This is a genomic window from Vibrio nigripulchritudo (assembly GCF_027924785.1).
Lineage (GTDB): Bacteria > Pseudomonadota > Gammaproteobacteria > Enterobacterales > Vibrionaceae > Vibrio > Vibrio nigripulchritudo.
On record NZ_AP027049.1, the window covers coordinates 1,911,227 to 1,933,793 of the forward strand.

Annotated in this window: 25 protein-coding genes and 1 pseudogene; 7 read left to right on the forward strand and 19 right to left on the reverse strand. The window is 45.1% G+C overall.

Features of this window, described 5'->3' with window-relative positions:
- Window positions 1-8: 8 nt before the first annotated feature.
- The 7 genes from fdh3B to QMG91_RS08775 all read right to left on the reverse strand — a co-directional run bounded on the left by fdh3B (window position 9) and on the right by QMG91_RS08775 (window position 7,168).
- Window positions 9-617 (reverse strand): formate dehydrogenase FDH3 subunit beta, encoded by a 609-nt coding sequence (gene fdh3B, locus QMG91_RS08745; protein ID WP_004401723.1) that lies wholly within the window; start codon window positions 615-617, stop codon window positions 9-11.
- An 11-nt stretch (window positions 618-628) separates the two neighbouring features.
- Window positions 629-3,484 (reverse strand): formate dehydrogenase subunit alpha, encoded by a 2,856-nt coding sequence (locus QMG91_RS08750; RefSeq protein ID WP_281830349.1) that lies wholly within the window; start codon window positions 3,482-3,484, stop codon window positions 629-631.
- Window positions 3,485-3,495: 11 nt separating this feature from the next.
- Window positions 3,496-3,690: a transcriptional initiation protein Tat gene (locus tag QMG91_RS08755; protein ID WP_281830351.1), complete on the reverse strand. Its 195-nt coding sequence runs from the start codon at window positions 3,688-3,690 to the stop codon at window positions 3,496-3,498.
- A gap of 42 nt (window positions 3,691-3,732) precedes the next feature.
- On the reverse strand, window positions 3,733-4,347 hold the full coding sequence (locus QMG91_RS08760) for a TorD/DmsD family molecular chaperone (RefSeq protein ID WP_281830353.1): 615 nt from the start codon (window positions 4,345-4,347) through the stop codon (window positions 3,733-3,735).
- Window positions 4,348-4,357: 10 nt separating this feature from the next.
- Window positions 4,358-6,034 carry a 4Fe-4S dicluster domain-containing protein gene (locus QMG91_RS08765; protein WP_281830354.1) on the reverse strand — a complete coding sequence of 559 codons (1,677 nt, stop codon included), beginning with the start codon at window positions 6,032-6,034 and terminating at the stop codon, window positions 4,358-4,360.
- A 179-nt stretch (window positions 6,035-6,213) separates the two neighbouring features.
- Window positions 6,214-6,801 carry a DUF3306 domain-containing protein gene (locus QMG91_RS08770; protein ID WP_281830458.1) on the reverse strand — a complete coding sequence of 196 codons (588 nt, stop codon included), beginning with the start codon at window positions 6,799-6,801 and terminating at the stop codon, window positions 6,214-6,216.
- Complete coding sequence (locus tag QMG91_RS08775) at window positions 6,737-7,168, reverse strand: DUF3305 domain-containing protein (protein ID WP_281830355.1); 432 nt, start codon at window positions 7,166-7,168, stop codon at window positions 6,737-6,739. The genes QMG91_RS08770 and QMG91_RS08775 overlap by 65 nt, the downstream gene beginning before the upstream one ends.
- 115 nt (window positions 7,169-7,283) lie before the next feature.
- Here QMG91_RS08775 and QMG91_RS08780 point away from each other — a divergent pair, with 115 nt between their 5' ends.
- Window positions 7,284-8,111, forward strand: a complete 828-nt coding sequence (locus tag QMG91_RS08780) for a formate dehydrogenase accessory sulfurtransferase FdhD (RefSeq protein ID WP_281830356.1) — start codon at window positions 7,284-7,286, stop codon at window positions 8,109-8,111.
- 254 nt (window positions 8,112-8,365) lie between these two features.
- A complete protein-coding gene (locus tag QMG91_RS08785) occupies window positions 8,366-10,273 on the forward strand; it encodes a methyl-accepting chemotaxis protein (RefSeq protein ID WP_281830358.1) in 1,908 nt (635 codons plus the stop codon).
- 90 nt (window positions 10,274-10,363) lie between these two features.
- On the opposite strand, the gene QMG91_RS08790 is transcribed toward QMG91_RS08785, so the two are convergent.
- The 8 genes and pseudogenes from QMG91_RS08790 to QMG91_RS08825 all read right to left on the reverse strand — a co-directional run bounded on the left by QMG91_RS08790 (window position 10,364) and on the right by QMG91_RS08825 (window position 14,579).
- On the reverse strand, window positions 10,364-10,666 hold the full coding sequence (locus QMG91_RS08790) for a DUF6506 family protein (protein ID WP_281830360.1): 303 nt from the start codon (window positions 10,664-10,666) through the stop codon (window positions 10,364-10,366).
- The gene (locus QMG91_RS08795; RefSeq protein ID WP_281830362.1) at window positions 10,659-11,096 is read right to left on the reverse strand and encodes a hypothetical protein; all 438 of its coding nucleotides are present in this window, start codon (window positions 11,094-11,096) and stop codon (window positions 10,659-10,661) included. Before QMG91_RS08795 ends, QMG91_RS08790 begins: the two co-directional genes overlap by 8 nt.
- 190 nt (window positions 11,097-11,286) lie before the next feature.
- Complete coding sequence (locus QMG91_RS08800; RefSeq protein ID WP_281830364.1) at window positions 11,287-11,664, reverse strand: NUDIX hydrolase; 378 nt, start codon at window positions 11,662-11,664, stop codon at window positions 11,287-11,289.
- 2 nt (window positions 11,665-11,666) lie between these two features.
- Window positions 11,667-12,008 carry a hypothetical protein gene (locus tag QMG91_RS08805; RefSeq protein WP_281830366.1) on the reverse strand — a complete coding sequence of 114 codons (342 nt, stop codon included), beginning with the start codon at window positions 12,006-12,008 and terminating at the stop codon, window positions 11,667-11,669.
- Window positions 12,009-12,180: 172 nt separating this feature from the next.
- Window positions 12,181-12,543 carry a VOC family protein gene (locus QMG91_RS08810; RefSeq protein WP_281830368.1) on the reverse strand — a complete coding sequence of 121 codons (363 nt, stop codon included), beginning with the start codon at window positions 12,541-12,543 and terminating at the stop codon, window positions 12,181-12,183.
- A gap of 71 nt (window positions 12,544-12,614) precedes the next feature.
- The gene (locus QMG91_RS08815) at window positions 12,615-13,346 is read right to left on the reverse strand and encodes a class I SAM-dependent methyltransferase (protein ID WP_281830370.1); all 732 of its coding nucleotides are present in this window, start codon (window positions 13,344-13,346) and stop codon (window positions 12,615-12,617) included.
- Between the two features lie 23 nt (window positions 13,347-13,369).
- A pseudogene (locus QMG91_RS08820) lies at window positions 13,370-13,922 on the reverse strand (GNAT family N-acetyltransferase).
- A 21-nt stretch (window positions 13,923-13,943) separates the two neighbouring features.
- Window positions 13,944-14,579 carry a GIN domain-containing protein gene (locus tag QMG91_RS08825; RefSeq protein WP_281830372.1) on the reverse strand — a complete coding sequence of 212 codons (636 nt, stop codon included), beginning with the start codon at window positions 14,577-14,579 and terminating at the stop codon, window positions 13,944-13,946.
- A gap of 324 nt (window positions 14,580-14,903) precedes the next feature.
- On the opposite strand from QMG91_RS08825, the gene QMG91_RS08830 reads away from it, so the two are divergent.
- The 3 genes from QMG91_RS08830 to QMG91_RS08840 all read left to right on the forward strand — a co-directional run bounded on the left by QMG91_RS08830 (window position 14,904) and on the right by QMG91_RS08840 (window position 18,176).
- On the forward strand, window positions 14,904-15,722 hold the full coding sequence (locus QMG91_RS08830) for a class I SAM-dependent methyltransferase (protein WP_281830374.1): 819 nt from the start codon (window positions 14,904-14,906) through the stop codon (window positions 15,720-15,722).
- A 329-nt stretch (window positions 15,723-16,051) separates the two neighbouring features.
- A complete protein-coding gene (locus tag QMG91_RS08835; RefSeq protein WP_281830376.1) occupies window positions 16,052-17,173 on the forward strand; it encodes an NAD(P)/FAD-dependent oxidoreductase in 1,122 nt (373 codons plus the stop codon).
- A 19-nt stretch (window positions 17,174-17,192) separates the two neighbouring features.
- A complete protein-coding gene (locus tag QMG91_RS08840; protein ID WP_022590854.1) occupies window positions 17,193-18,176 on the forward strand; it encodes an arsenic resistance protein in 984 nt (327 codons plus the stop codon).
- 63 nt (window positions 18,177-18,239) lie between these two features.
- On the opposite strand, the gene QMG91_RS08845 is transcribed toward QMG91_RS08840, so the two are convergent.
- Window positions 18,240-18,572, reverse strand: coding sequence for a YnfA family protein (locus tag QMG91_RS08845; RefSeq protein WP_022550693.1), 333 nt, complete (start codon window positions 18,570-18,572; stop codon window positions 18,240-18,242).
- A gap of 206 nt (window positions 18,573-18,778) precedes the next feature.
- Window positions 18,779-19,723: a LysR family transcriptional regulator gene (locus QMG91_RS08850; protein ID WP_281830379.1), complete on the reverse strand. Its 945-nt coding sequence runs from the start codon at window positions 19,721-19,723 to the stop codon at window positions 18,779-18,781.
- A 119-nt stretch (window positions 19,724-19,842) separates the two neighbouring features.
- Here QMG91_RS08850 and QMG91_RS08855 point away from each other — a divergent pair, with 119 nt between their 5' ends.
- Window positions 19,843-20,529 carry a DJ-1/PfpI family protein gene (locus tag QMG91_RS08855; RefSeq protein ID WP_022604174.1) on the forward strand — a complete coding sequence of 229 codons (687 nt, stop codon included), beginning with the start codon at window positions 19,843-19,845 and terminating at the stop codon, window positions 20,527-20,529.
- A gap of 82 nt (window positions 20,530-20,611) precedes the next feature.
- Here the strand turns inward: QMG91_RS08855 and QMG91_RS08860 are convergent, their stop codons facing one another.
- Window positions 20,612-21,490: an AraC family transcriptional regulator gene (locus QMG91_RS08860; protein WP_281830381.1), complete on the reverse strand. Its 879-nt coding sequence runs from the start codon at window positions 21,488-21,490 to the stop codon at window positions 20,612-20,614.
- 169 nt (window positions 21,491-21,659) lie between these two features.
- Window positions 21,660-22,028 carry a DUF805 domain-containing protein gene (locus tag QMG91_RS08865; RefSeq protein WP_281830382.1) on the reverse strand — a complete coding sequence of 123 codons (369 nt, stop codon included), beginning with the start codon at window positions 22,026-22,028 and terminating at the stop codon, window positions 21,660-21,662.
- A 306-nt stretch (window positions 22,029-22,334) separates the two neighbouring features.
- Between QMG91_RS08865 and QMG91_RS08870 the strand changes: the two genes are divergently transcribed.
- Window positions 22,335-22,511, forward strand: a complete 177-nt coding sequence (locus tag QMG91_RS08870) for a DUF6435 family protein (RefSeq protein WP_281830383.1) — start codon at window positions 22,335-22,337, stop codon at window positions 22,509-22,511.
- Window positions 22,512-22,567 lie beyond the last annotated feature (56 nt).

A 22,567-nucleotide genomic window follows, 5' to 3' on the forward strand; every position in this document is an offset into this window, starting at 1 on the left:
TTGGTCCTCTAGCTTTTGGTTGCGTCGAATGCGAGATCTTCACCGCTTGTCCAGCCGGAGCTAATGCCGCCTCTTTCCACCATACGCTGGCGGAAGATTTCAGACACGGTATTCGCATCGCCTGCTAACAAAGCTTTGGTAGAACACAGCTCCGCACACATAGGCAGTTTGCCTTCCGCAATGCGGTTAGCACCGTATTTCACTTTTTCTTCAGAAGAGCCGTTTTCGGTTTCAGGACCGCCAGCACAGAAGGTACATTTGTCCATTTTTCCACGCTCACCAAATGCAGAGGTTTGCGGAAATTGTGGTGCACCAAAAGGACAGGCGAACAGGCAGTATCCGCAGCCGATACACAGGTCTTTGTTGTGCAGTACGATGCCGTCTTCGGTCTGACGGAAACAATCCGTCGGGCAAACCGCCATACACGGTGCGTCGGTACAATGCATACACGCAACTGAAATGGAGTTTTCGCCCGCTTCACCGTCGTTTAGTGTGACGACACGTCGGCGTTGAAGCCCCCATTCGAGGGCATCGTCGTTTTCGTTCTTACATGCGGTGACACAGCCGTTACACTCGATACAACGTTTGGTGTCACATAGGAATTTCATCTTAGCCATTTTATGACTCCTTACGCTTTACGAATGTTGCAGAGAGTTACTTTGGTCTCTTGCATCTGGGTCACTGGGTCATAACCATAAGTGGTGGCGGTGTTTGCCGCTTCACCAAGGACATACGGGTCTGTCCCTTCTGGGTATTTATCTTGAAGATCTTTACCCTGGAACTTTCCGCCAAAGTGGAAAGGAACAAACGCCATTCCCGGTTTCACGCGTCTTGTCACCATGGCTTTCACGTGAATACGCCCTTTCTCGGCACCCTCAACCCAGACCATGTCGCCATCCCTAAAGCCAAGATCGTTGGCGTCTTTCGGGTTCACTTCTACAAACATTTCCTGTTGAAGCTCAGCCAGCCACGGGTTGGAACGTGTTTCTTCGCCCCCGCCTTCGTATTCCACCAGTCGACCAGAGGTAAGGATGATGGGGTACTCGCCCGACTTATCCTGATCCTGAATGGATTTGTATAAGGTAGGTAGACGATAGATGTACTCTCTGTCGTCCCATGTTGGGTAGTCGGCAACCAGATCGCGTCTTGGGGTGTACAGAGGTTCACGGTGCAGTGGCACTCGATCTGGGAACGTCCAGACCACAGCTCGTGCTTTGGCGTTACCAAACGGGATACATCCGTGTTTAATGGCGACGCGCTGAATGCCACCCGACAAATCGGTTTTCCAGTTTTTACCCTCTGCGGCGGTTTTCTCGGCTTCCGTCAAGTCGTTCCACCAACCCAGTGCTTTAAGCAGTTTGTCGTTGAACTCTGGATAGCCATCTTCCAGCTCACAGCCTTTCGAATAGCTGTCCACCGCAAGCAGGTTCTTTCCTTCGAATTCGACACCAAAACGTGCACGGAAGTTACCACCCCCTTCTGCAACTGGCTTGGATGTATTGTAGAGGATGTGCGTACCTGGGTGTTTCATTTCCGGCGTGCCCCAGCAAGGCCAAGGTAGACCGTAGGTTTCGCCGTGTGCGGGTCCGCCTTCTGCTTCCAGTGAGGTTTTGTGGAAGGTATGCCAGTTCTGCTGGTGTTCTTTCAAACGTTCAGGGCTTTGACCCGTATAACCAATCGTCCACATACCACGGTTGAATTCGCGTGTGATGTCTTCAATCAGAGGCTGGTTGTTTTCGACTTTCACGTTTTTAAACAACTGATCGGAGAATCCCAGTTTCTTCGACAGCAGATACATGATCTCGTGGTCGGGTTTGGATTCAAATAGCGGCTCTACCACTTTGTCACGCCATTGAAGTGAGCGGTTAGAAGCCGTAACACTGCCATAAGTCTCGAACTGAGTGGTCGCAGGAAGCAGATAGATACCGTCTTTGCGATCATTCATGACAGCCGCAACAGTCGGATACGGATCGACGATGACCATCATATCCAGTTTTTCCATCGCTTTTTTCATCTCGACGCCACGAGACTGAGAGTTCACCGCGTGCCCCCAATAGAACATGGCTCGGATGTTGTCTTTTTGCTCGATGTTGTCTTTGTTTTCTAAAACACCGTCGATCCAGCGAGATACAGGAATACCCATGTTGTTCATTGGCTTCTTGTCACGGTATTTGTTCTGGTCGAAGCGATTCTGAACCCACTCGAAATCGACGTCCCAGACTTTAGACCAGTGTTTCCAAGCGCCGTCAGACAGACCGTAATAACCTGGAAGTGTGTGAGAAAGCACGCCCAAATCGGTCGCGCCCTGTACATTGTCGTGCCCGCGGAAGATGTTGGCACCGCCACCACTCTTACCAATGTTGCCAAGCGCCAGTTCCAGAACACAGTAAGCACGGGTGTTGTTATTACCTGTGGTGTGCTGGGTACCGCCCATACACCAGACAACACAACCCGGGCGGTTTTCAGAGAGCAGCTTAGCGGTTTTGTATACTTCGGCTTCATTCACGCCTGCAACGCGTTCTACTTCAGCAGGCGTCCAGCGAGCGACTTCTTCTTTGATTTCATCCATACCGAATACACGTTGGCGGATGAATTCTTTGTCTTCCCAATTGTTTTTGAACACATGCCACAGGATGCCCCAGATAAAGGCGACATCAGACCCCGGACGGATAGAAACAAAGTGATCCGCTTTGGCTGCAGTGCGGGTACGACGAGGATCCGCGACCACGATTTTGCAGTTGTTCTTCTCTTTGGCGATCAGAATGTGCTGCATAGCGACAGGGTGCGCTTCAGCAGGGTTAGAACCAATAAACAACATCGACTTACAGTTGTGCATGTCGTTAAAAGAATTGGTCATTGCCCCGTAGCCCCAGGTGTTTGCCACACCAGCTACCGTTGTGGAGTGACAAATCCGAGCCTGGTGATCGACGTTATTGGTGCCCCAAAGCGACGCCATCTTACGGAACATGTAGGCTTGTTCGTTGTTGTGCTTGGCACTGCCGAGGAAGTAAACCGAATCGGGTCCAGACTCTTTGCGAATTTCCAGTGTTTTGTTGCCAATCTCTTCGATGGCTTGATTCCAGCTAAGCTGCTTCCACTTTCCGCCTTCCAGCTTCATTGGGTATTTCAGCCTGCGTTCGCCGTGACCATGCTCACGCAGTGCCGCGCCTTTCGCACAGTGACCGCCAGCATTAAACGGGTGGTCGAAAGCAGGTTCCTGTCCCGTCCAGACTCCGTTTTGCACTTCGGCATAAATGCCGCAACCCACTGAACAGTGGGAACAGATGGTGCGTTTAATTTCTACGGGGGTATTTGCCGACACACTCTTTGCTTCTGCTTTACGAATCATGCCCGGCGCAAACATAGAAGCCCCTACTGCGGCTCCCCCTGCGGCGAGTGTTGAGTTCTTCATAAAAGAACGGCGGCTAAGTCCGATTTGGCATTCTTCCTTGTTGACGCTATCGGAACGCTTGGTAAGTTTCATTCCATTGCTCCTTATAAGGTGTCGTAATAATCACGGATATGTTGCGTTTCTTTGTATCCAGTGGTTGATTCGGTCACCTCTGGTTGTGTTTCCTCAGCAGCAGCGACTTTTGAAGTGCCAGCGGCAAGTGTCCCCGCTACCGTGACCGTGGTCATTCCTTTGAGCAGGTTCCGGCGTCGAGGATCGATGGCTTGTTTGTCTTTCATACATTGCTCCAGTTACGTAAATGGATGCTTTGCATCTCTGTTTTATTGTTCGGTTGCGATCATCTTTGTTTCTCGAACAGGAACACGGGCGAAGCGTGTTTGCTCTATCAACAAAAACTGATTCATCACAGTTGCTAAGGCTGCGTAAAATTGCGCATGCTCAGCTTGTTTTATCTGTTTGGTGAGTTTTTCAAACCAAGGTTGTATATGGCGGTTAAAGAACACGTTTTGCTCGATTTCAGATTCCAGAAGCAACATGACTTCACACAATGCAGCGATATGATCTTCCGGTTCTTTGGTGTGTTCATTGCGTTCAAAACCCAGTCTTTCTAAATCCTGTCGAATTAGAGCCAGAGGCTTTTCCATGAGCGACCCTGTCAGGTGCCAGGATGCGAACGGCATCACTTCTCCTCTGCCAATTCCGATGAAGAGGAGTTGATATTCATCTGCAATGTCTTGTGGGCTGTATATAGCGGCTGCCAGACTGAGTTGAGTCCATGCATCAGACATTCGGCTGTCGGCACCTTCACTGATTTCAATGCCTTGAAGCCAGTCGAGCACGTCTTCTTTAGGAGCGGAGCGCATCAAAGCCGCAAACAGTGCGTAGATGTCGCTTCTCATTGACTCATTTTTTGTAGACTGTTCTGAAATAGTCATTAGATGTCCCCTACACATTCAGCTGTTTTTCTGGGTGTTCAGCAAAGTCGTTGAACATGTCGACCACACGGCAGTCTTCACACATCGCGATTCGGTTGATGGCGATTTCATCGCTGAAATGAGAGTGACCACGTAACTTATTCTGTAGCATGGTAATCATAGACTGAGGCGCAAAAGGTTTACCGCATCGTAAACATTCCGCTGCTTTCTCTTGATGGATCACTTTCGCTTGTATCCGCTCTTCTTTATCCCAGTTGAATCTCGGTTGGAGCGATAACGCACTTTCCGGGCAGGCTTTTTCGCACATGCCACACTGAATGCAGTCTTGCTCTACAAACCTGAGCTCCGGTGAAACTCCGTCATTGTGGAGTGCGCCTGTCGGGCAGACGGCTACGCACCCCATGCACAGCGTGCAGTCCTTGCTGGCACAACTTACGTTGCCGAAAGGCGCGCTGGCGGGGACTGAACTTTGAATTTTTTCTGGTATATGAAGGGAAGAAAGATGGTCTAGCGATTTAAATAATCTTTCACGCTTCGTGCCCTTTAGTTCACCGATGGGTGTACATAAAGACGAACTCAATAAAGTGGGGCTAGAATCTTTTAGGTCTTCGAGATACAAAACTTGAATTCGTTCACCCTCAATTCCTAACTGCGAAAGCAGCGCCTGTGCTGTGTCTATCTCCTGCCCTAAAACACGCAAAATGGTTTCTGGCATTTTACGACTCGCTGCAAACATCACCTGAGCCGCACCATTGGTCAGCGCCGCAAACCAGGTATCGATGCCAACAGACGGCAATTCTTCCAGTTCAACCGGAATCACATTGTCCGGTAGCGCATTAAGTGCCATCAGGTTGTATGTTTCATGGCGACTGCTGCAGAATAGTATAATTGGGTTATCGCCCTTAGCTTCACGGTAGTTTTTTAGCAGTCTTTCAACAAATGCCTGAGTTTGAGTAGGTTCGGGAATGGCATAATGAATGGCTTCTGTCGGGCAAGCCGTAGCACAGGTTCCGATACCCTGACAAAGGTATGGGTTGATTTGAATTTTGTGCCCAATTTCTTCATTACCATCACTGGTTAACGCTCCGGCTGGGCAGGCATCAACACAACGATCGCATCCTTTTACTCCGCGAGAGCTGTGTGCGCACTTATCGGTATCCAGCCGAAAATATTTTGGCTTATCAAACGTGCCCATCATGTCGGGGATCGACTCCAGTGCTTCTGGTAAGGTCGGGTACCCTCGTCCACACGGGAAATAACCAGGAACGGGGACTTCTTCGGTCATAAGTCCCTGCAAGGTCATGTCCAGCACGACATCAAAGCAGTCATGCCCAATCGCCGCAGTAGCTAAATTGACGGTATTTCCAGCGTGATTCACGGTGACTTTAAAGGCTCCAAGAAAACCATGAACGTGTGGCTGGTGACCAAAATACAGTCGGGATGGATCGATTAATTGATCGGATTCTGCATCCTGCTCGATACAAAGCAGAGTGAGCGAGTCTAGGTGGTTTAGCTGCGTTTCAATTTCAGCAAGAATTGGAAAAGGACCAATCACTAATGTATGACCCCCACTGTGGTAGCTGACCGTTGGGGGAATGAGATTGGTCAGCTCCACAGTGTTGGTTAACGCTGCTTTCCTTGCGAATCCGTTTGCACTTGTTGGCTCAGGAAGTTTCTGTTTTAACATTGCTTTATGTTCCATTTTTGAACGTATCTTCGTCCTATATCGGAGGTATAAAGCAATTTGCGATCCAACCGCTCCTAATTGATATTTTGATAGCTTCTAGTTTGGGAATATGTGCGCAATGTTAAGCAGTTGTGACATTTTGTCGCAGGTTAATTTTCTGAGCCTTAGTCAAAATGTACCTACTTTCCATGTGGTATATTTTGTCCAGTTGGATGGCTTTCTTGCATGTTGTCTGCAGAATCTTCCGGCTGAATATCTTCACAGTCATTAGTGTTTGGGACGACTTCATCTTGTTGTCCGATACTCTGAGGATTCTCCTCCTCTTCAAGCTGTTCTTTCAACCATCCGCGGAGTTTTTCGGAGACCTCTTTTGTCAGGTTTCCTACTGATGCGTAGTCGTGGTCGTAATCGTTTAGTGCATCGACTTCACTGAATTCACCGCTGAGGAACAGCTTTCTTAACGCTGCTTTTTTTATCGCGGCGTCAGCGCCCTCTTTTAAAAGAGAGGCAACGCTGGGCTCGTCGGTCTCGCTTTGTTCAGGCTCTTCGATATCGTCTGGTATTTCTGCTTTATCTGGCGCTTGTGGTGAGGCTTCCTGCTCTGCCGTTTTCTGAGTATCGGCTTTTTCAAGATCAAGGATTTGCTCTGATTCAGAGTCTTTATCTTCTTGTAATTTTCGTGCGCTCCAGCGCTTTAAGAAATCAGTTGCCACTTGCTCTGCCCGCCCCTCTGCGCTTCTTACGTCGTTGTTCCAGAAGTTCACCATGTCTGCCAATAAAGGCTTCCATCCACGCCTGAACTGGTAATGGCATATCAATGGAAAGAACCAGATAGTCACCATCCATATAGCTGCCTGCCACCGCCTGAGACGCTGTTAACGCAACAGGTTTTAGCTGGTCAAGGTTTTCAAGAGCCAGGAACAGTTTGGGCTGCACCGAGTTCAGGTTAAAGCGGTAGTCAGTGCGTTCATCCCGATGAAGTTCTAAAGGCATAGTCAACTCGGAATGGTTTTCCGGTTTTAGGTTGATACTCTTCCATTCCCACTGTTGAGTAACCCATCGACCTGTGCCGACATTCTTACTATTAAGGACACATTCAACCATCCAGAGGTCTTCGTTTTTATCTAGTGACATATTGCTTCCAATCTTTGTGTTGGTTAAAAGTCTTAAGGGTTAAAAGCAATTCTTGCGCCAATTGGCAAGGTAATTGCTGTTTGAATGAAGAACACACAAGAATAAGGAAGCTGCTTTGTCTTATCAGCCCAAAATAATAAAAACAGGAAACTCACCTTCTCCTACCCAAGAAGTTGAGGTGTTTGACGAATATGGCGAGCGCATGGTGAAAGAAATAGCTTGTGAGCGACCTATTACCGTGATGCTGAACTGGAAGGAGATCGTGACTCTGATGACGCTAGGGTCGCGACCCGATGCTTTGGTACTGGGTTATTTAAAGAATCAGAGTTTTATCGAAGACCCTTCAGCCATTGAGTCGGTCATTATTGACTGGGAAACCAACACGGCTGCCGTTATCACTAAAGAAAATACGGATCATTTAGAAAAAGCGCTAAAAAAGAAGACCGTCACTTCGGGCTGTGGTCAGGGCACTATGTATGGCAACGTAATGAAAAAGCTGGAAAACTACCAGGTGCCCCAGGTTGTGACTAAGCAGTCGGATATTTATGCTTCGTTAGAGGCACTCTCCCATCACAATGACACCTACAAAAAGGCGGGTGGCGTTCATGGCTGTGCGATTTGCCGAAAAGAAGAAATACTGTCGTTCGTTGAAGATGTTGGTCGCCACAATGCCGTTGATACACTGGCGGGGGAAATGTGGCTTAAACAAGAAACTGGTGACGACAAAATTTTCTACACGACAGGTCGATTAACCTCAGAAATGGTCATCAAAGTGGCACAAATGGGGATACCGGTTTTGCTTTCCCGTTCTGGTGTGACGCAAATGGGGTTAGATCTGGCAAGGCAATTTGGCATTACCACTATCGCCCGAGCTAAAGGTTTGCGTTTTCAGGTCTTTACTGGTGCTGAAAACATGAAGTTTGATGTAAAAGGCAATCACTGAGTTTTCCTCTCTCTTCCTTTCTAAGGTGCGTTAAGCGCACCTTCTTGCAATCCTCTAATACTATGCTATCTGTTAATAATACTGATTGTCATAAAAAATACACATAAATGAAACATAAGGCATTCAGTAGAACAATACTTCAGCGAATTCAGTAGTATCGTTTTGTTTAACGTCAGTCCAAACCAAGAATGGTCGTTGCTCTATCGGGTCTTTCCGAGGCGGCGGCGATAAGTTATTGGTGGAGGAGCTAGGTTATGCCATTGAATATGAAAATCGCAGGTGCCCTTTCTCAGTACACGATTAAGGCGAAATTGCTTGCTGTTACTGGTGCATTGTTAGTTTGTATTGGTACTTACGCGGTTTATGAAAGCACCATAATACAAGAGCTGGAAAGTCTGCAGTTTGCTGCTGAGCAAAACGCACAAAGTGAGACAGAGTTACTTCTGTTACGGCGTCATGAAAAAGACTTCTTAGCGCGCAAAGATCCCAAATACATCAAGAAATTTGAGTCCAGTTACCAATCCCTGCAATCGAGAGTCGGTAATCTGGACAAATTACTCGCCCAGTACGCGACCCAGAGCAACACGGATTTTGCTGATATTGAGCAGACATTAGAACAATACCTTCTTCAATTTAACCGACTTGCTACGCAAATGTCCTACATCGGGTTAGACGAAGAGTCCGGACTACTCGGCGAGCTTAATTCTAAGGAAGAAAAACTCAATAACCTTCTGGTTACCGCTGACCGCCCTAGCCTTTCTAATGAATTTTTACGATTAGTGGATAGCCAGAATCGATTTTTCCTGACTCAGCGACACGAGCAATATCAACAGTTTCAGGAAAACTGGCAGGGATTTCACTCCAAGATTCAGGAACAGCCTCTTTCAACTGCGATGATCGATGCACTTAGCCTGGCTTCTGACGACTTTAGAGGGGCTTTCGATGAACTCTATAAAGCGTGTGTAGCATTGGGGTTAGATCATAACAGTGGGATGCGTGGTGAACTCAGGAAAAATGTTCACGGTACTGAAGATAGTCTGAATCGGATGCAAACTCAGATTGGTGAGTTGGTCAATGAACTGCGGGTAGAAGCAAAAGTTAAACTCAGAAGTTTTGGTATCGGAATCGGTCTGTTTATCTCAACCTTACTTATCTTACTGAGCATTCAGATCTCTGGTCGGTTGATTAATGTTCGAAACATGATGCGCAATATTGCTGAGGGTGAAGGCGACCTTACGGTGAGAATGGAAGACAAAGGTAAAGATGAGCTGGCTCAACTTAGTCAGTCCTTCGACAAGTTTGTGGGTAAACTTCAGGGCAGCGTGCTGGAGTTGGCTGCTGTAACCGTTCAGCTCGCTCAGGCGGCGGAATCCTCTCAAAAAGCCGCTAACACCAGTCTGGATAACGCCGAGCAGCAACAGATGGAATCCTCTTCTATTGCTACAGCGGTCAACCAAATGCTAATGACCACCAATGAAATCGCGTCAAACATTGAGAATGCTGCCAGCACTGCGCACAAAGTAAAAGTTGATGCGGAAGAAAGTATGCGGCTCAGCCATATAGCGGGCGACAGCATCCAAGGGCTCACCGATAACATTACCAACTCGCAAAATCTGGTGCGTCAATTGGAAGAACAAAGCACCGAAATCCAATCTGTTGTTTCGGTGATCAGTGAGATTACCGAGCAGACGAACTTGTTAGCATTAAATGCAGCGATTGAGGCTGCCCGGGCTGGAGAAAATGGCCGTGGCTTCGCGGTAGTTGCTGATGAAGTGCGCCAGCTTGCGAAACGTACGTCTGATTCGACCAAGGTGATTGAACGAACCATTAGTGGGCTTTCTACAGGTGTACAAAGCACGGTGAACCTGATGCAGCAAAGCTTGACCAAAGCGGGAGACACCAACCAGCAGACAATACACGCAGTAGAAGCAATTCAAAGGATTGTGGAAGAAGTCAGCGCCATCTTTGATATGAACTCTCAAATTGCCACCGCTTCTGAAGAGCAAGCTATGGTGTCTGCGGACATTGATCGAAATATCACACACATTGCCGATCTGGCAAATAACACCAAAGACGCCGTGAATGTTTCGGTACAAAACAGCAGTGAAGTCCGTCAGGCTGCGGATAGATTGGAGCTGATTGTTGGGCAATTTAGGTATTAGGGTTTAACGATTGAAGTCATTAGATGAGAAATCGCCGTTTCGCTTCTAGGAGTAGCATGCTCCTAGAAGCATCGGAATAGGCGCATGGTTTTACCCTTCTGCCATTAACCGCTCAAGTTTTTGAAGTTCCGGTTCATCAAATGTTACGTAGCCAATGGGTATTTGGGCATCGACCTGAGTGATGATCAATTCTGCGCTCTCTTTCCCAAAGCCGCCACACAGCTCTATGACCTTAATGCCCTGCTCCACCATTTCCTTTGCCACGATCACCGCTTCTTCATCGCTGCTTACACAGATAATATTCGTTGAGAAGCCTTGCGTAGCGATTTTTGCTTTGTGTTCCAAATGATTGTAATTGTCTGCTTTTACAATAAAACCGTATCTTTCAAGCATGATCCGCTCCATCTTTGTCAATTGGGCGTTGGGATTTCGCGAGTTTTGCTACCCGTCGATACCAACGCTTTTTAGGGTAATGTACCGTCAGCTCATAATATTCAGAGTCGTTAAAAACCAGCTGATACTTGTCCGTTGCTAGCTTACTGAATGAAGTTAAAACATAGCTGTTGTAGTACGGTGTTAAATTGCAATCGCCGACCTTTTCGAACTGCTTACTGATAACGACGACTTCACAACCTTCTTCAAATATGCAGTCCCAGCTTAATATGAGAAGAAAATACGCACCGCAGTCGTACTGCTTTTCAATAACATACCCCGGGACTTTGAAGCTTAGTTGCTGTCCACGAAAATAAAGGTGTGACTCTAGAGGTCTATCCTCATATCGACCTTGATGAGTTTGTATTGTGAACGTGTCAACAGCTTCCATGTTCTTCTTTTCTGCGGTTGGTTTAGTACTACATTATCACCAAGACAAATTCGAATCATGCTCTGTAGTACCTTAGAAATTTATGGCGCTTTTATGACAAAACCCTTTTCAATATCGGATTGAAAACCAACTTTCTCATACAGCCGGTGAGCCGAAAAACTGTGGATTTTCATTTTAATGGGGTGACTCTTCAGAGCACTTTTAAAATTGCTTTTTGAGCGGCAGGCGCACAAAGGTCAAGTTGAGAATGGTCTAGCCAATCCATCGACTCAATCTCTGAGTTGGTAGAAATTTCTCCCATAAAATCAGCGTAATAACAGTGCATTTCAAGCGTTGTATCTTCAAATTCATAGGCTACATCGCAGACGGAAAACGCTCGTTTTATCGTAGCTGGATCTAAATCAACACAGAGTTCCTCTTTAATCTCTCGAATTAATCCAGCTTCATGGGACTCCCCGGGTTCCAGTTTTCCACCCGGAATAAAATATTTGTCTTTTCCTTTGGTTTTTACGCAAAGTACTTTTGAGTCACGCGCAAGAACCCAGGCAACACTTTCTAGTTTTTTCATTTTTAAGCCAAAAATATCAATCGAATAATCAGTGCAAATACATAGAGACCAATACAAATTGCCCACACTCTTGCCAGGGTGTGACCAATATTTCCTTTTGGATTATTCGCCGAGGTCCACAAGGATTTCACGGCAAAAATACCAAACCCGATAAACAACACTGAAGAGATCGCATATTGTGTCGTCTTGAGAATGGACTCAGAGCTGGTGAAAAATTCAAATTGCATAGCCACAGCTCCGATTGCCAGAGCGGTTAGCGTTGTCAGAAGATACCCTACCAAACTGACGAATACGACGGATTGCCAAACTGCGATGTCACCTTTCCATGCTTGACGTAGAAACACTTTATTCTCCAAAAATTATCATTTATTAGGTTGTAACTCTTTGTTAATTATTATTTTTAATTCACAGGTTGGGTCAACACTAAATGGATGGCATAGAGTGCGAAAGCTCGCAGAAAAGGAAATTTGGGATTAAAGCGGGAGAAAATATCCCGCTGCTCGTTTAGGAATGAGTTTAATCCGCAAACACCAATTTGTTTTTATCGAGATCTCTGACATATGCTGAGAATCGGAGACCTCTCTGGTTGGGCTCTCCCTCGCAGGTACCACCTAGTTCAAGTGCCTTATTGTAAAGCCTTTTGACTTCATCAACGGAACCCACACTAAATCCAACCATGGTTCCGTTTCCATTAGTGGCGGGTTCTTGGTTAAACGGGATCGCGACTGCGAATGCAAAATCTCTTGCTTCATCTTGCCAGTAAGTCATTCTTTCGTTGGATAAAACCTGGCTAAATGCAGTTTTCTCAAACAGCGCATCATAAAACTGTGTAGATCTGTCCAGATCGTTTGTGCCAACAACAAAATAGTTCATTTTCATGGTTCAGTTTCTCCTACTCAATGTTAGGAGAACTATATATTCACACCGCTGACAAGAAGTGTCAGCAGACCCTAGATGCTGAAGGATTCCGATACTTTAAGGCGGTATGTCGAATGGTATGTATCAATTGAAATTTGATGGTTATGGCTTAGCTTGTTTAGTGCTTCTACCACCCTGGAAAACGAGCTGTCTTTACCAAACCGCTCGACAAGTGCCGAATAGCGCCTGGAAGACGAAAACAGCACGTGTGCCAGCTCTTCTGATGTTACGGGAAGAGTGATTTCTGCTTTCGAAACTTTAAGTTCATGAAGGTTTGTATCCCCTTCAAAGTTCTCAGCGTGGTTATAGCTAGAGGATCTGGGTGGAATTGCAGCGCCCAGCTTATTTAGAAACGGTTCCAGTTTTACTTCAAAATCATAAACTACAATCAACGCGTCTGGGCGACAGACCCGAGCCAGTTCAGCATTCAGTGTTGAGGATTTTGCGTATGACAATGAGCCAGCAAAAGAAACGACATCAATAGACTGTTCACCAAGCGGGATACTTTCTGCTGCACCTTGTAAAAAGCTGATGTTCTCATGAGGTGTCGCCTGAGCGAGCATTGCTTCACTGGGTTCAAGACCTATAACACTCTCACAAAAATGGCTGAGTGCTTCTGTTGATGTACCTGTACCGCAGCCTATATCCAGACCGGTAGAAAAGCGTTGGTTTTCTGGAAAAATATCTTGGAGAATTTTTCTATGAATAGGTGGTCGATACGCTGCGTAATGTTCTGATACCTGGGTGTTATATTGCTCGCTCACATAGGTTCCTTATTTTGGTTAACTCAACCCGATTGAGTCCGATGTTCTCCTGCTAAAAGCCCGAAGAGTACGGAATCTGATACGACTCCGCCAATTTCCCATCTTTGCCTCAGAAGCCCTTCTTTCACAAAACCCAGGCGTTCTAAAGCGTTGCCTGATGCAACATTCAGGGGATCAATTTCAGCTTCGATTCGTCGCAATTCTAATGAGTTAAACGCGTATTCAATGAGTGCACTCGCCGCTTCAAACACTACGCCTTTTCCCCAAAAATTGCGGCTAATGCCAAACCCAATCTCGGCTCTTCGGGACTCTTGCTCTAAATTAAACAGCATTATTTTACCTAACAGGTTCCCGCTGTCTTTGAGGTATATTCCAAGAGTGAGTTCTTTGTTGTTATTCATCGATTCACGGCTGGTTTTGATGAACTGAGTCGCGACATCTAACCCATCCCAAGGCGCACAATTCCAATACTTCATAACTTGGTGATCCGAAAAAAATGTTGTAAAGGTCTTGTGCGTCGTTTTCGCTAAGCGCTCTTAATATCAAACGCTCTGTTTCTATTTTTGTTGTAATCATTCAGTGAAAAAGCTGTCTGTTTTATTGAGTTGAAGAGATGGAGCCACTGCCGTTAAACGAAGCTTTCAGATGTTTGGGTACTCCGGAATACTCGATACGACCAGAGCCATTCGCTTGGGCGTCTAGTGTCTCTGAAGCATGGACCTTCACTTGCCCTGAACCATTGATCCTGACTTTCACCTTTTTAGCTTTCAGTTCAGATGCATCGACATCTACGTCGCCGTCTGCAGTGACGGATAAGTATTCTGCATTGCCAGATACTTGCGATGTGGCAGAACCATAAACCGACAAGTCGAACTCACTTGCCGTCACTTCTGTGATGTTTGCCTCTTGGTCACCATTTAGGATCACTTCGTTCACGGAGCCATTGGTTAGGTTGAATTGATATCCTTTGCTGATTCGGACGTTGTTTTTAGTGTCTATTACGAGCTTTCCGCTTGAACATTTGTATCTGAGATACCCAAGTTCTTTGTCTGTTCCTTCAACGCTACCAGATGATTTACCTTGAACCACAAGATTCACGGTTGAAGGTGCGTTTACCACCAGCTTTGTGTAATCGCAGTCCGGTACGCTACCACCTGCGAAGGCGTTACTTACGAATGCTAATTGACTGCTCGCAAGAGTGAAAGCCAGATAATTCCAGTGCCGAATTTTCATTGTTTGTCCCTTTAATTTAACGCTATAAAAAGGTGTGGAGGACACCCTTTTTACCAACTGAATTGTGTTTGAACCACTCGATTGTCGAACCAAGGATCGCAGCGGCTTTAGAATAGAATCATCGGTATTAATTCAACAAAAAAGTATGGAGTAACAGGTCTAACTTTTACCTTCTGCAATCAAAAGATGCCATTTGTAATATACCTTGTACCGCAATCGGAATTGATATAGAAATCGAAACAATGGTCTTTCCCTTATAAGTCACACAACTTTTCGATATGAGAAGTATCGCTTCTCACTACATTGCTGATCAGGAGACATCCAATGAAAGTCGATTCTCAGTTAAAAGAAGTACCAGAAACCATGCTTTGGACATTGCATAACCGTGCCAATGAAGCGATGCGTGAAGATTCGGTGATACAGGACGATAAAGCCATTCAGATCTACCAGAGTATCAACTATGACTACGAAAAGAGCTTCGGTAAGGCAGATCCTTCACATGCGATTCGATCTCTGGATTTTGACCGTGAAATCAGTGCTTTTCTAGATGAGTATCCCGATGGCACCATTGTTAATCTCGGGGAAGGACTTGAAACACAACGGTTTCGAATAGATAACGACAAAGCATTATGGTTATGTGTTGATTTACCTGAATCAATCGAAAACAGAGAACAGTTTATTCAGCCCGACTCGCGTCATCTCCATATTGCTCTTTCTGCCTTGGATCTGACTTGGTTTGAAAATGTTCCCAAGGACAAGCCCGTATTCATTTCTGCGCAGGGACTATTTATGTACTTCACCGAAGAACAAGTGAAGTCTCTGCTTCAGGCAATAGAACGGAACTTCAATAACTGGATTGTTTTGTTTGATACCATCCCTGCGTGGCTTTCCAAGAAAACCATCTCACAAGATGGCTGGCAAAAAACACCAGATTATAAAGCACCTCCCATGCCTTGGGGGGTGAATCGTACTCAGATAAGGCGAACATTTAGTCAATGGCTTCCTGATCATGTGAGCGTGAGAGATATTGGGTATTCAACTTTCCCCAGAGGAATCATGAAGTGGGTATTTTTATTGTTCACGTCAACTCCTGGTCTGAAAAACGCTACCCCAACAATCGTTAAGCTGGAAAGCTGGCAATAATTTCTCCAGCCTATAGGTAGCTAGTAACCAAGTCAGAATCGCGGAACTTAGCGAAGTGTTTCTACACCCTATTGCTGTCGAAAACTGAGAGCGTAAAAGTGGTGCTCTTTTCCTGTTTTTGCGAATTCCTTCGCACGAAGATCCAATCGATCTAATATCTGAATTCAGTTTAGATAGTTAAGCTGCCCATACCAATCAATAGGTTATCTCCCACTTTCAATCTCATGAACAAAAGATAAATTTCATTCGCACAAATGATAATTACTATCATCTTTGTTAGTTTGTGATATGTTATAACATCTCAAATATTCAAAGGATGAGATTGTAGTTTGAAAGAGATAAATGTGGTCATCATTGGAGCAGGTCCAGCAGGTTTAGGCTGCGCTGCTCTGCTTAAACAAATGGAGATCGAAAACGAAGACATGTTGGTCATTGATGCTAATACCATTGGTAGTAGCTTTGAAGCGTGGCCAAAGGAAATGCGAATGATCACCCCGTCATTTCCCAGTAACGGCTATCACCAGGCCGACCTTAACGCGATCACACCGGACACTTCCCCTGCATTCAGTTTAAACAAAGAGCACCCAAGTGGTGCAGATTATGCCCAATACCTGCGTAGCGTGGCGAAGCATTACGACTTACCGGTGAAGGAAAATACTAAGGTTGTTGAAGTGACACCTCATAGCGAAGACCGCTATTTGGTAAAGATAGAATCCGATGAACCTATCCTATGCCAGTACTTGATATGGGCAGGTGGAGAGTATGCAGCCCCTCGGTTGAATGCCTTTGAGGGTAGTGAACTTTGTTTACACAACAGTCAGATCGATTCTTGGGCTGATTGCAAAGAAGAACATTACGCGGTGATTGGCACATATGAAAGTGGTGTGGATGCCGCATTTAACCTGGCAAGCCAGGGAAAACGGGTCACCTTGATTGATTCGGGTAGCGAACAAGAAGATACCTATGACCCAAGTAGAGTGTTGAGTCCTTACACAGCCGAGCGTCTATCGTCTATGGCAAACATGGATTTAGTCGAACTTGAACAGGGATTTAAAGTATTGGAAGTTCGAGCTTCAGAAGATCAGTATGAACTGATATCAACCACAGGTGACACGCTTATAAGTAAGGGAAAACCCATCAACTGCACCGGTTTCGATACCCACCTTGGTCCGGTAACTGATCTCTTTGATATAGCAGAAGACGGATTTCCTATCGTCAATAAATTTGATGAATCTACACTGCATCGCAACTTATTTTTGTCTGGCCCCAAACTGGTTCACGGAAACAATTTGCTTTGCTTCATATACAAATTCCGCGGTCGATTCGCAACACCATGCAGCATTATTGGTGCTGAGCTAGGGCTGGACACGTCTGTCTTAAATCACTACGAGCAGGCAGGAATGTTATTGGATGACTTTACGTGTTGTGAAACTCAGCAGTGTTTCTGCTGATTATTAGTGTGAGGATTTTATGTTTAAGAAGCACGTTACTAAAACGATCAGCTTATTCACCCATTCAACAAGCCTATTAATATTGGCCATTGTGGTGGGTTCAATAATTGGTCTTACCTCCCCTAGCCTTGGCAGTTCTGCAGGCAACTATATCGACCCGACTATTATGGCGTTAGTGGTTCTGTTGTTGTTTGAAGTACCGCTGAAAGGTGTGTTTAAAGGCGGAACCAATGTTCGTTTTATCGGATTGGCTTGGGTGATGAACTTTATCATCATACCCGTAGTTGGATTCGGTATTGCGTCGGTTTTCTTGTCTGGTGAAGCGCTGTTTTATACAGGTCTTGTTATTTACTTTATGGCGCCATGCACCGACTGGTATTTGGGCTTTACTCGCCTTGCTAAAGGTAACGTAGAATTGGGAGCCACTTTATTGCCAATCAATATGGTGAGCCAGCTTGTTTTGTTCCCGGTCTATCTACTCGCGTTCAATACAGTTATTGAATACAAAATTGACTTAACGGTTCTGCTTGAATGGTTTATCAAACCTTTGATCGCCGCCACTGTTTTGCGATTTGTTCTGCATCGCTTTATCGATAAATTATTGCCTATCTGTAATGCGTTGATTCCGTTGGTGTTGATGCTTTTGGTTGGTCAGATATTTGCTGCCAACATCAACCAGCTAGCGGCACACTTATCTATCGTTCCTCTATTGCTTCTTGCGATTTTCGTCTTCTTTATCGTGACATTTGCATTAGGAGAACTGGCAGCGAAGTTTGCAAAACTAGAGTACCCAGAGCATTGTTTGCTCACCTTCACCACCGGAGCAAGAAACGCCCCTCTGATGCTTGGTTTAACGACGGTAGCTATACCTGACCAACCGCTGATTTACGCGACCATCACGATCGGAATGCTGATAGAGTTCCCTCATTTAACGGCATTGAAAGCGATATTCCTGAAGCGTTTTAAATCTGAATCGTCCAGCAATTTAGCAACGTCCAGTTAATTACTTGAGAAGTTAATGAAGCCGCTTACACTTGTTTAGCAAAGAGTAAGCGGCTTTTTACTATCACGCAGCTCTTGGAGCAAACATGATAATTGCCATGCCTAACAGTGCGACAGACACCCCAACAATATCCCAAAGCGTTGGTCGGATCCCATCAACTAGCCACAGCCACACGATGGCAACAAAAATATAGACACCACCGTAAGCCGCGTAAACCCTGCCCGCCGCAGTCGGGTGAAGAGATAACAACCAGGCAAACAGAGCCAGGAATATAGCGGCAGGTACCAAAAGCCAAACTGACTTATCTTCTTTTAGCCATAAATATGGCAAATAACATCCTAATATTTCTGCAATCGCTGTGACAAAGAACAAGCCAAGTGTTTTTACTTCTAGCAACCGAATTTCCTCAATTTTTTAATACTGTCCATTCAACAATCATTTTGGTTTCGCCAGTGTTATGGCTGCTAAGCCAAAGTGTTCTGATGATCATCCATTGATTAACCCAATCTAATTGGAATCGAAGAGTAAGTGAAATAGCTTTACATTGGCGTTACCGAAAGCGCGACACTTAGGTTACTCTTCTGCAAAGAAATGATATCTCATTAAGGTCGAACAGTTTTTAGACCTCTAACCCAAGTGTGACGTGGGCTTTCGCCTTGATCCTGTATTGCCTCAACCACAAAATCCACAAATAGCTTTACCCGCAATGGAAGAAGTTCTCGCCGATGATAGAGAATGTAGACCCCTTCGTCCGCAGACCGAATGCCAGGGAATAGCGGGAGTAGTTCACCACTGTTGAGCCAGTCTCGGGCTATGAAATGCGGAATCTGAGTCAGTCCAAGCCCTTGAGCACAAAGTTCTGCCATCGATTCTCCATCATTAACGATGATGTTTTTGTCTATTGCTTGCGTTTGAGCCTCATCTTCAGGAGAGAGTTTTAGCCCAAGTATCTTTCCCGTTTGTTTATAGCGAAATCGAATCCAGGTATGCAGATGAAAATCCTCTGGTCCACTGGGTGTTCCGTGCTGGTCAAGATACTCTTTGCTTGCACAAATAAGGAAATCAATCGGGCTTAATTGCCTGGCAATTAACTGGCGATCCTGCACCGAGCCGGAACGAATAGAGACATCAATGCCCTGCTCTATCATATCGACATAAGAATCGTCGTAATGAATTTCTAAATCTATGCTGGGGTATTGTTGGCAAAACTGCTTAAGTAAAGGCTGGATATAGCGGCGGCCATAAGAAATAGGCAAATTGAGTTTTAGCGAACCCGACGGCGAACTATTCAGATGCTGTAACTTTTCTTCACAAGCGATAAGTTCGTCTAACACAAGCTTTGCTGTACGCGCATATTCGTGACCTGCCGATGTCAGGCTGAGTTGACGTGTTGACCGTTGAAACAACTGTACACCAATTTCAACTTCCAACCTATGCAGAGCTTTACTCACCGTTGATGGATCGGTGCCGTATTTTTTCGCTGCACCAGCGAAGCTCCCTCTCTCTAATGTTGCAACGAAAAAGCGCAACGAGCGTATTTTGTCCATGCTATATCCGTACCCATTCATGAATTATATTCACTTTAGATGAGGGATGTCGGCACTTCAATCATGAAAATCGCTCGTTAAGATGGTTACAGCTATTTACTAAATTAAAGGATGACAAAATGTTTGATGGCAAATTGAAGGGTCGTATCATTGCTCTGTTCACCGTTTTTCTCGCATTGTTTGTCTTGGTACCTACAGCATCAGCGGAAAAAAAGAAAATAGGTATCTTGGTCTATGATGGTGTGCTTACCTCGGACGTTACGGCACCACTTGAAGTGTTTGGCGTTGCAAGTCGACTAACTTGGTTCAGTGACTATGAAGCGGTCACTATTTCTGTCAGTGACAAACCCATGATCACCACTGAGGAAGGCTTAAAAATTGGAGTTGATGCGTGGATTGGGCAATCACCAGAGGTTGATGCATTAATCGTTACATCGAGCTATGACATGGATCCGCTGATCGAAAACAAAGTGCTGATCGACTATATCGCTTCAACGTCAAAAAAAGCCGAATGGATGGCAAGTAATTGTTCGGGCGCTTACCTGTTGGCAGAAGCTGGTTTGCTAAATGGTAAACAAGCAACCACCTGGGCTGGTGGTGAAAGAGATTTTCAACGTGACTATCCTAAAGTGAAGGTATTGAGCGACACAAACTATGTCGTCGATGGGAATGTCCTCACATCCAATGGCAGCCTTGTGAGTTATCAGGCAGCACTAAAGCTTTTGAATTTGATGACTTCACAATCTAAAGCTCAGGAAGTGGCGGATGCACTGCAATATTCTCGCTTCTCTCATCAGACTTTTTAAGTGCTAATATTTGGTTAATGTAAAGAGAAGGTGCAGAACCTTCTCTTTAAATCTATTCAAAAAGCGCATCCACAAAGTGTTCCTACTCTTTTTTGACAACAGGCACCCACCAACGAACACCCATTTCACTGAAGTGCCTGTAGGGCATCGGAAAATAAGCGACAACATCGGGCTTATCTCCATCCCTTTCGTAACCCGTAGCAGAAAACCATTCACCGTAAATATACCTGTTTGTTTTCATCGCACTTCGATAAGTGCACTCAAACTCCGCATAAGTGGCAGTGGGCACGGTATGAACCTCGAACTCTTCTGAGTTGCTATCGGGAATAAACTCTATACCAAGTAGATCCAAAAATTCATCGAGTTTGTCTGCTTCACTAGGGAAATATACGGTGAGAAGCGGAGCACCAGTTATTGTCCCCGGTCTGCCATTAGTCAACTGACAGAGCGCTTTATACTCATTTGATTTGACGTATTCTTTCCAAAACTTCTGACCATTTTTAGTGAAGTCATCAAACTTAAAACTTTTGCTTTTCCCAACAACATTGAAGGAAGGTCTTTCAACTATTTTGTAATCCATCTTTTCTGCACCTATAGCTTCAGAAGGAAAAGAGGCTCGGTTGTATGTCGCGATTTTTACCTGAGATGTCCGGGCGTCGCTTGGATTTACTCCATGCACACTGCGAAATGCTCGGGTAAAGGCGTTTGGGGAGTCGTATCCATATCTTGAGGCGATATCGATAATTTTTTCCTGACCACTTACCACATCCACAGCAGCCAAAGTAAATTTTCGCCGTCTTACGTACTCGGCAAAAGTCACATTGAAGTAGGCGTAGAATACTCTGTGAAAATGATATCTTGAGCAGTATGCAAGTTTTGCTGCCTCATCTATAGAAATTTCACCATCAAGGTTTTCCTCAATGTATTCAAGAACCAAATTCAATCTTTTAAGCCAGCTCATACATAAACCTCCACATGAGAGAATATAGTAGTTATTAAGCTGAATTCTCGTCTCACCTTTTTTTGCTATCTATGATTGATGAGTTCTGAGGGAAATAGGAAGATCCTTAAGATAGCAGAAACGTCTTGGACCCGACTTCGATTTAAGTAACTTGGCAGATTGAAAACCGTCAGAATTTTTGGGCGAAGTTCTCGTCTGATTCTTTTGGGTCAGCACCATAATCATTACTTCCCTTAACACCCTCTGTTGCAGCAAAAATAATGAGTACTACCCAGCCGATGAATGGTACTAGCGCAATTAAAACCCACCATCCAGTACGACCTATATCGTGTAATCGACGTACGTTTACCGCAATTCCTGGAACGATAAGCGCCAACCCATAAATGATGCCCAGAAGCTCAATCCCTAAAATTTTGTCAATTAGCCCCAAAATAGACGTGAAGATCGCGTTGAACAAAATGAACATCCAATACTCCTTCCGTCTCGCCCTTCCCTCAAATACCGCATACTTTTGTAAGACAGTTAAATACCATTCCATTATCTGATCCTTCCCTGTTGGTTACGTATATAGATAGGTATATTAATAACGTAAGTCGATGGTCTCTTTATAGGGCTTAATAAGATCTTAAGCTATTTGTAGTGGTCGCCTAGAAATTCGATAAGTAGATCCTCTGAATTGTAGCTGCGACGAATTCTAACTTTTCCATGAATGCCTCAACATGCACCGATACTTCCCTTTAACGAGGAATTGTTGAAAACCACAGTAACCTAGATTTTAGATTCGTTTGAACCATTGCCTATAGCCGTCCGTAATATAAACAACCAATTTGATACGGACCTAAATATGTTTTCATTTTTTAAAAACAACTCGGCTAAAAAGCTCAAAGAACGACACTCGTTGCTTCTTGAACAAGCGATGCAAGCTCAAAGGCGCGGAGACATCCGAACTTACTCACTATTAACTGCTGAAGCTGAAGAAGTTTTTGAGCAAATTAAGGGCATGGGCAACTCCAGTTCTTAAACTATTGCCTAATCGAAAGGACAAGGATCCTTTTAAATGACGTGGTTGATAGGAAC